7 protein-coding genes are annotated in these 8,475 nt (G+C 67.0%); 2 read left to right on the top strand and 5 right to left on the bottom strand.

The features are described from left to right. The 5 genes from HR9077_RS05255 to ltnD form a co-directional block, all read right to left on the bottom strand. Positions 1–230: NAD-dependent epimerase/dehydratase family protein (locus tag HR9077_RS05255; RefSeq protein WP_136065860.1), on the bottom strand; the 230-nt coding region annotated here is incomplete at its 3' end. 50 nt (positions 231–280) lie between these two features. Then, positions 281–1,075: a 2-oxo-tetronate isomerase gene (otnI, locus tag HR9077_RS05250; protein WP_136065858.1), complete on the bottom strand. Its 795-nt coding sequence runs from the start codon at positions 1,073–1,075 to the stop codon at positions 281–283. A gap of 37 nt (positions 1,076–1,112) precedes the next feature. Beyond that, entirely contained in the window at positions 1,113–1,760 is a 648-nt protein-coding gene (gene otnC, locus HR9077_RS05245) for a 3-oxo-tetronate 4-phosphate decarboxylase (RefSeq protein ID WP_136065856.1), read from the bottom strand. Then, on the bottom strand, positions 1,757–3,052 hold the full coding sequence (otnK, locus tag HR9077_RS05240) for a 3-oxo-tetronate kinase (RefSeq protein ID WP_136065854.1): 1,296 nt from the start codon (positions 3,050–3,052) through the stop codon (positions 1,757–1,759). Before otnK ends, otnC begins: the two co-directional genes overlap by 4 nt. Beyond that, positions 3,049–4,050, bottom strand: coding sequence for an L-threonate dehydrogenase (gene ltnD, locus HR9077_RS05235; protein ID WP_136065852.1), 1,002 nt, complete (start codon positions 4,048–4,050; stop codon positions 3,049–3,051). The genes otnK and ltnD overlap by 4 nt, the downstream gene beginning before the upstream one ends. Positions 4,051–4,105: 55 nt before the next feature. On the opposite strand from ltnD, the gene HR9077_RS05230 reads away from it, so the two are divergent. Together HR9077_RS05230 and HR9077_RS05225 are read left to right on the top strand one after the other, a co-directional pair. Then, entirely contained in the window at positions 4,106–5,140 is a 1,035-nt protein-coding gene (locus tag HR9077_RS05230) for a LacI family DNA-binding transcriptional regulator (protein ID WP_136065850.1), read from the top strand. A gap of 354 nt (positions 5,141–5,494) precedes the next feature. After that, positions 5,495–8,434, top strand: coding sequence for a ribonucleoside-diphosphate reductase subunit alpha (locus HR9077_RS05225; protein ID WP_136065847.1), 2,940 nt, complete (start codon positions 5,495–5,497; stop codon positions 8,432–8,434). Positions 8,435–8,475 lie beyond the last annotated feature (41 nt).

Genomic DNA, 8,475 nt, shown 5'->3' with positions numbered 1-8,475 from the left:
TAGATGACCTCGGGGCGTTCGCCGAGCAGGCTGTCCAGCGCACCGGGGCGGGTGATGTCCATGGCCCGGCAATCGAGCCGGATCGTGTCGTGAGACGGCGGCGCCGGAGCGACCCGGTCGACGAGCGTCAGGCGCGTCACGGCCCTGCCGTCGACCTCGCCGCGTTCGAGCAGCGTCTTCGCCAGGCGCTGGCCGAGAAAGCCGGCCGCACCGGTGATCAATACGTGCATCGTCCCTCCTTATCGTTGTCGTCGCGCCATCATGCTCAAGGCCTGGCCGGTCAGGCCCGAAGGCCGTAGGCGACGCCCCACCCCAGCCCGGCGACGGTTGCCGCCGCCGGCTTGTATTCGCAGCCCACCCAGCCGTGGTAGCCCAGCGCCGCCAGGCGCTCGAGTACCGCGGGGTAGTTCACTTCGCCGACATCGGGCTCGTGGCGCCCCGGCACGCCGGCGATCTGCACGTGCCCGAGATAGGGAAACTGCGCCTCGAGATTGGCGAACAGGTTTCCCTCGCTCATCTGGCAGTGGTAGAGATCGAACTGAACGCGCAGGTTGTCGGCGCCGACCCGGTCCAGCACCTCGCGGGCCTGGGCCTGGCGGTTGAGGAAGTACCCGGGCATGTCGTGGGTATTGATCGGCTCGATGAGCAGGGTCCGCCCGACCTTGGCCAGTTCCCCTGCGGCATGGCGCAGGTTGTCGATATAGGTCGTCAGGTGCGCTTCGCGGGTGGCTTCGTCGGCCTCCACCGGCAGCAGCCCGGCCATGGCATGCAGGCGCGGGCAGTCGAGGGCCTCGGCGTAGCGCAGCGCCTCGCTGACGCTGTCGCGAAACTCGGCCTCGCGCCCCGGCAGGCTGGCCAGGCCGCGCTCGCCCGCGTCCCAGTCGCCGGGCGGCAGGTTGAACAGCACCTGCTGCAGGCCGTTGTCGTCCAGGGCGCCGCGCAGCTCGCGCGGCTCATGGGCGTAGGGGAACAGGTACTCGACGCCACGGAACCCGGCCTTCGACGCCACCGCGAAGCGCTCGAGAAAGTCGTGCTCGGTGAACAGCATGCTGAGGTTGGCGGCCAGCTTGATCATGAAATCGTCTTGCCTCGTGTCGTTGTGGGTTGCCGATTCAATCGCGCGGAAAGCGCGCTTCGAGCTCGGCGACCTGCTCGGGCGTCAGGCAGCGCGGATTCTCGCCGCGCAGCAGCAGGAACAGCCTGGCGGTTTCCTCGAGCTCCTCGGTGGCGTAGACCGCCGCCTCCAGCGACTTGCCCGCCACCACCGGGCCGTGATTGGCCAGCAGCACCGCGCTGTGGCGGCCGGCCAGGCCCTTCACCGCGTCGCCCAGGGCGGTATCGCCGGGCAGGTGGTACGCCACCAGCGGCAGCCGGCCGACGCGCATCACGTAGTAGGCGGTGAGCGGCGGAATGCAGTCGTGGGTGTCGATGTCTGGCAGACACGACACCGCCACCGAATGGGTCGAATGCAGGTGCACGATGGCCTGCGACCGGGGGCGCTCGGCGTACATCGCCATGTGCAGGAAGCTTTCCTTGGTGGGCTTGTCCCCGTCGAGCAGCCGGCCCTCGCGGTCGAGCCGCGAGATACGCGCCGGATCGAGCCGTCCCAGGCAGGCATTGGTCGGGGTCATCAGCCAGCCGCCATCGTCGAGGCGCACGCTGATGTTGCCGCTGGAGCCCATGGTCAGGCCGCGGTCGAACAGCGACTTGCCATGGGTGACGATCTGTTCGCGCAGGAGATTATCGTCGTGGCGGCTCATGACGTCGCTCCTGGGCCGAGGACCGCGAAGGCCCGGGTGAAGAAGTCGACCCCACCGAAGTTGCCGGACTTGAGCGCCAGCGACAGCGGCGCCTCGCGCCCGGCCACTTGAGTCTGCGTCCAGGGCACGCCGGGGTCGATCTGCTCGCCGATGCGCAGCTCGGTCACGCCCAGCGCCGAGACCACGGCGCCGGCGGTCTCGCCGCCGGCCACCACCAGCCGGCCGACGCCGTCGCCGACCAGTTCTCGGGCCAGCCGGACCATGGCCCGCTCGACCAGCTCGCCGGCCTGCGCCGCACCCAAGCGCTGCTGGGCCTGCTCGACCCGCTCGGGCGGTGCCGAGGCATGGATCAGCACCGGCGTCGTCTCGCTCAGGCGTTGGCGGGCAAACACCAGCGCCTCCTCGATCTGGGCATCGCCCTCGGCCAGCGCCAGCGGGTCCAACGCAAAGCCTTCGTGGCCGTGCAGGAAATGCTCGACCTGGCCCCGGGTGGCCCTTGAACAACTGCCCGACAGCACCAGGGCCGCTCCGTCAGGTGCGTCCAATCGGCCTGCATCATCGACCGGCGCCAGCCAGCCGCGCTGGCGATAGACCCCGGGCAGGGTCTGGCCCAGCCCCGACCCGCCGGTGACCAAGGGCAGGTCGGCCAGCGTCTCGGCGAGGACGCTCAGGTCGTTGTCATCGAGGGTGTCGCAGATCACGTGACGAATGCCCTCATGCTGCAGCTCGGCCAGGCGCGCCTGGGCGGCCTCGGTGCCCTGGGCCAGGGTGGCATGGGCGAGCAAACCGACCGGATGCGGCGTCTGCCGGGCCAGCACGCGCACCAGGTCGGCGTCGCGCATGGGGGTCAAGGGGTGATGCTGCATGCCGCTGTCGTTGAGCAGCCGATCGTCGACGAACAGGTGGCCCTGGTAGACGCTGCGCCCGTTGATCGGAAACGCCGGCACCATCACCGTCTGCGAAGCGCCGAGGCGATCGATCAGGGCATCGGCGACCGGGCCGATATTGCCGGCCGGCGTGGAGTCGAACGTCGAGCAGTACTTGAAGAAGAGCTGGCGCGCGCCCTGCGCCTGCAGCCAGGCCAGTGCCGAGAGCGAATCGTTCACGGCCTGCTCCGCGGGGCAGGAGCGCGACTTGAGCGCCACCACCACCGCATCGACGTCATCGGCGTCCAGGTCATGGTCGGGCACGCCGATGGTCTGGATGCAGCGCATGCCGGCCCGCACCAGGTTGTTGGCCAGGTCCGTCGCGCCGGTGAAGTCGTCGGCGATGGCACCGAGCACGATACTCATGCCTCTGCCTCCTCGTCATTGGCTGCAGGCAGCGCGATCCCCGACAGGCGCTGGTAGACCTTGACGACCGCCGAGTCGTCCTCGCGTCCGAACCCGGCACCGCTGGCGGCGGTGAACTGTTGCAGTGCGCTGGCCGCCACCGGCATGGAAAAGGTCAGTTCGCGCCCGGTCTGGTGCACGATGTTGAGATCCTTGACGAAGATATCCACGGCGGAGAGCGGCGTGTAGTCGCCCTCGAGGATGTGCGGTACGCGATTCTCGAACATCCAGGAATTGCCCGCCGACTGGGTGATGACCTGGTAGAGGGTATCGGGATCGATGCCCATGCGGATGCCCAGCGCCATGGCCTCGGCGGCGGCGGCGACATGCACCCCCGCCAGTAGCTGGTTGACCAGCTTGACGCTGGAGCCGGCACCGGGCGCATCGCCCAGGCGATGGACCGTCTCGGCCATGGCCTCCAGGACTGGTCCGGCCTTGGCATAGGCCGCCTCACTACCCGACGACATTACCGACAGACGTCCCTGGCGTGCCTTGGCCGCCCCGCCGCTGATCGGCGCATCGAGCATCAGCAGCCCGGCGGCATCGAGCCGTTCGCCGAGCGCCCTGGCGTAGCTCGGCGCCACCGTGGCGCACTGCATCACCAGGCTGCCCGGCGCCAGCCGATCCACCATCCCCGTCTCGCCGAACAGTACCGACTCGACTTGCTCGGCATTGACCACGACCAGCAACACGACGCCACATTGCCCGGCCAGTTCGGCCGGCGTGGCCACGCTGGTGCCGCCCCGCGACTCGAAGGCCTGCCGGGCGACATCGCTGATATCGCAGCCGACCACCTCAAGCCCGGCGTCGAGCAGAGCCGTGGCCGTGCCCAACCCCATGGCTCCCAGGCCGATGACTCCTATCGTTGCAGCGTTCGTGGCGCGCTCAGCCATTGGCGTCTCCTGTGTTCCACCTTGTCGTCGTTGTCGCTGTATCGCCCTGGATGTTAGCGCTAACATCTGGTTTAGATTACCCTCTCAGAACACGCAAGCGATGGGAACGGGAGCGCGACCAATGTCTAATTCAGAACCGCCGGAACGTCGCAAGCGGCGCGGGGCGGACAACCCCACCCTGGCCGACGTCGCCCGCGAATCGGGGGTGTCCACGATCACCGTGTCGCGCGTGCTCAACTCGCCCGACAGCGTGCGCCCGGCCACCCGCGAGCGTGTCGAGGCCGCCATCGAACGGGTCGGCTATGTGCGCAACATGCTCGCCGGCAGCCTGGCCTCGGCCAGTTCGCGCTTCATTGCGGTGATCGTGCCGTCATTGTCCAACGTGGTGTTCATCGAGGTCATCCAGGGCCTGCAGACCACCTTCGAGAAACACGGCTACCAGATCCTGCTCGGCAATACCGAGTACGACATGCGCCGCGAATACGAACTGGTGCAGACCTTCCTCGGCTGGTCCTCCTCCGCCCTGGTGACCACCGGGCTGCGTCACGACGCGGCCTGCACCGCCATGCTCAAGCGCTGGCAGAAGCCGGTCATGGAGATCATGGAACTCGGCCAGGGCATCGATCTCAACGTGGGGCTCTCGCACTACGCTGCCGGACGCTGCATGGCACAGCATCTGATCGATCAGGGCTACCGGCGCATCGTGTATGCCGGTGCGCAGATGGACGGCAACTACCGCGCCCGCCTGCGCTACGAGGGCCATCGCGACCTGTTGCAGGAACATGGCCTGGAAGCGCCACTGGAGGAATGGCCCGAGGCCAGCGCGCTGGAAATCGGCGCCGAGGCATTTCGCCACGTGGTGAGACAGCGACCGGGCACCGAGGCCATTCACTGTGCCGACGACACCCTGGCCGTGGGCGCCATCCTGCATGCCAGCCGGGCCGGCATCCGCATACCCGACGACGTTGCCATTGCCGGTTTCACCGGGCTGCCCTTCGGCCAGCACATCACCCCCCGATTGACGACGATCGTGTCGCCGCGCGAGGCCATAGGCCGCATTGCCGCGGAGCAGGTCATCGCGCGCATCGAGGGGAAGGCAGTCAAGCCGTCGGTCCACGATGTCGGCTTTGAACTGTGTGTGGGTGAAAGCGCATGACACGCCTGCATGACTCTGCTCGAACGCCGCGCAGGTCTGATCCGATCCGCTGACCCGATGCAGCGATCGAAAAAATTCTTCAACGCCGCGAAACCCACAACCATGCGGCCTGACGAAAGCAGCGTTGACCCCAGGCCAAAGAGTCACAAGTTACCCACAAGTTGTTCACTTGCCGCTGACCAAAAGCCACATTATCTTGTGCTCGTGCACGCCATGACCACAACATGCTGTGCCATCTAGCAACTCAGCAAAACCCTGTCAATGGTCCTTAACGCGCTGAATCGGCCGCCTTTTTGGCCCCAAGCACCATGGACAGCGTTTTCATTTCATACCTCACTAACGGAACCCGGCATCATGGAAACCACACTCGATCCCGGAAAGACGGCTCTGAACACGACCGCACCGAAACAACTGCGCGTCATCAAGCGCGGCGGCGACGTCGCCACGTTCGACGCCGGCAAGATTTCGGTCGCCATGACCAAGGCCTTCATCGCGGTCGAGGGTGACAACGCCGGGGCTTCGTCGCGGGTCCGCGACTTCGTCGCCGAGGCCACCGCACAGATCGCCGAGGCCTTCCAGCGGCGCATGCCCGATGGCGGCACGCTGCATATCGAGGACATCCAGGACCAGGTCGAGCTGGCGCTGATGCGCGCCGGCGAACAGAAGGTCGCCCGCGCCTACGTGCTCTACCGCGAGGAGCATGCCCGCGCCCGCCAGGCCAGCGGCGGCGACATCGAAAAGCCGCACCCGACGCTCAACGTCACCCTCGCCGACGGCAGCGTGCGTCCGCTCGACCTGGGCCGCGTCGAGACGCTGGTTCATGACGCCTGCGCCAAGCTCGACAACGTCGATGCCAAGAAGATCGTCGACGATTCGCTGAAGAACCTCTACGACGGCGTGACCCTGGACGGCGTGGCCACCGCGCTGATGATGACCGCCCGCACGCTGGTCGAGAAGGAGCCCAACTACACCTACGTCACCGCGCGGCTGCTGCAGGACAACCTGCGCCGCGAGGCGCTCTCCTTCCTGGGCATCGCCGAGGAGGCCACCTATCAGGAGATGGCCGAACTCTACAAGCCGGCCTTCAAGGCCTACATCGCCAAGGGCATCGAGTTCGAGCAGCTCGACCCGGCACTCGCCGAGTTCGACCTCGAGCGCCTCGGCGACGCGCTGGATCACGGCCGCGATAACCAGTTCACCTACCTCGGCCTGCAGACCCTCTACGACCGCTACTTCATCCATCGCGACGACGTGCGCTACGAGCTGCCGCAGGTGATGTTCATGCGCGTCGCCATGGGCCTTTCGCTCAACGAGGACGACCGCGAAGCGCGCGCCATCGAATTCTACGAGCTGCTGTCGAGCTTCGACTACATGGCCTCGACGCCGACGCTGTTCAACGCCGGCACCGTACGCAGCCAGCTTTCCAGCTGCTACCTGACCACCGTGCCCGACCAGCTCGACGGCATCTACAGCGCGATCCGCGACAACGCCCTGCTCTCCAAGTGGGCCGGTGGCCTGGGCAACGACTGGACGCCGGTGCGCGCGCTGGGCTCCTACATCAAGGGCACCAACGGCAAGAGCCAGGGCGTGGTGCCGTTCCTCAAGGTGGTCAACGACACCGCCGTCGCGGTCAACCAGGGCGGCAAGCGCAAGGGCGCGGTGTGCGCCTACCTCGAGACCTGGCACCTCGACATCGAGGAGTTCATCGAGCTGCGCAAGAATACCGGCGACGATCGCCGCCGCACCCACGACATGAACACCGCCAACTGGGTGCCGGACCTGTTCATGAAGCGGGTGTTCGACGATCAGGAGTGGACGCTGTTCTCGCCGTCTACCTGCCCGGACCTGCACGACCTGTATGGCGCCGCCTTCGAGCAGCGCTACGCGGAGTACGAGGCGATGACCTACACCGGTCAGCTCAAGCTCTACAAGCGCGTCAAGGCCAAGGACCTGTGGCGCAAGATGCTCTCGATGCTGTTCGAGACCGGCCACCCGTGGGTCACCTTCAAGGACCCCTGCAACCTGCGCAGCCCCCAGCAGCACGCCGGCGTGGTGCACTCATCGAACCTGTGCACCGAGATCACCCTGAATACCAGCGCCGACGAGATCGCGGTCTGCAACCTGGGCTCGGTCAACCTCTCCCAGCATGTCGTCGACGGCGCGTTCGACGGCGACAAGCTCAAGAAGACCGTGCGCACCGCCGTGCGCATGCTCGACAACGTCATCGACATCAACTACTACGCGGTACCGCAGGCCAGGAACTCCAACTTCAAGCACCGCCCGGTGGGGCTGGGCATCATGGGCTTCCAGGATGCGCTCTACAAGCAGGGCATCGCCTACGCCTCCGACGCCGCGGTGAGCTTCGCCGACACCTCCATGGAGCTGGTCAGCTACCACGCCATCGAGGCCTCCTCGGATCTCGCCGCCGAGCGCGGCAGGTACCAGAGCTATGACGGCTCGCTGTGGAGCCAGGGCATCCTGCCGATCGACTCGATCGAGAAACTGAAGCAGGAACGCGGCGCCGACTACATCGAGGTCGACACCTCGACCACCCAGGACTGGGACCGCATCCGCGACAAGCTCGCCAGCCAGGGCATGCGCAACTCCAACGTGATGGCGATCGCCCCCACCGCGACGATCTCCAACATCTGCGGCGTGTCGCAGTCGATCGAACCGACCTACCAGAACCTGTTCGTGAAATCGAACCTGTCCGGGGAGTTCACCGTGGTCAACGCGCACATGGTCAACGACCTCAAGGCGCGCGGCCTGTGGGACGAGGTGATGATCAACGACCTCAAGTACTACGACGGCTCGCTGCAACCCATCGACCGCGTGCCGGACGATCTCAAGGCGCGCTACGCCACCGCCTTCGAGGTCGAGCCGAAGTGGCTGGTGGATGCCGCCTCGCGTCGCCAGAAGTGGATCGACCAGGCCCAGTCGCTGAACCTGTACATCGCCGGGGTCTCGGGCAAGAAGCTCGACGTCACCTATCGCATGGCCTGGTATCGCGGCCTCAAGACCACCTACTACCTGCGCGCGCTGAGCGCCTCGGCGGTCGAGAAGTCCACCGTCGACCGCGGCCGGCTAAACGCCGTGGGCAACGGCGGCGGCGCACCGGCGCCCGAGCCGAGCGCCGCGCAACCGGCGCCTGCCGCATCCACCGCGCCTGCGGCCAGCACCGGTACCCAGGCAGCGCGCGGCATCGACGACTTCCTCACCGGCAAGGGCGGCAGCGGCTCCCGCGCGCCCTCGGCCGGGGAGATCGACGAACTGGGCTGCGAGGCCTGCCAGTAACCCGGCCACGAGCTTCGGGCAGCGAGCCGCTCGTAGCTCGT

The sequence above is a fragment of the Modicisalibacter radicis genome (genome assembly GCF_900961225.1).
Classification (GTDB): Bacteria; Pseudomonadota; Gammaproteobacteria; order Pseudomonadales; family Halomonadaceae; genus Modicisalibacter.
Note: the sequence above shows the minus strand (reverse complement) of the source record. Positions and strands in the feature narration are given on the sequence as shown.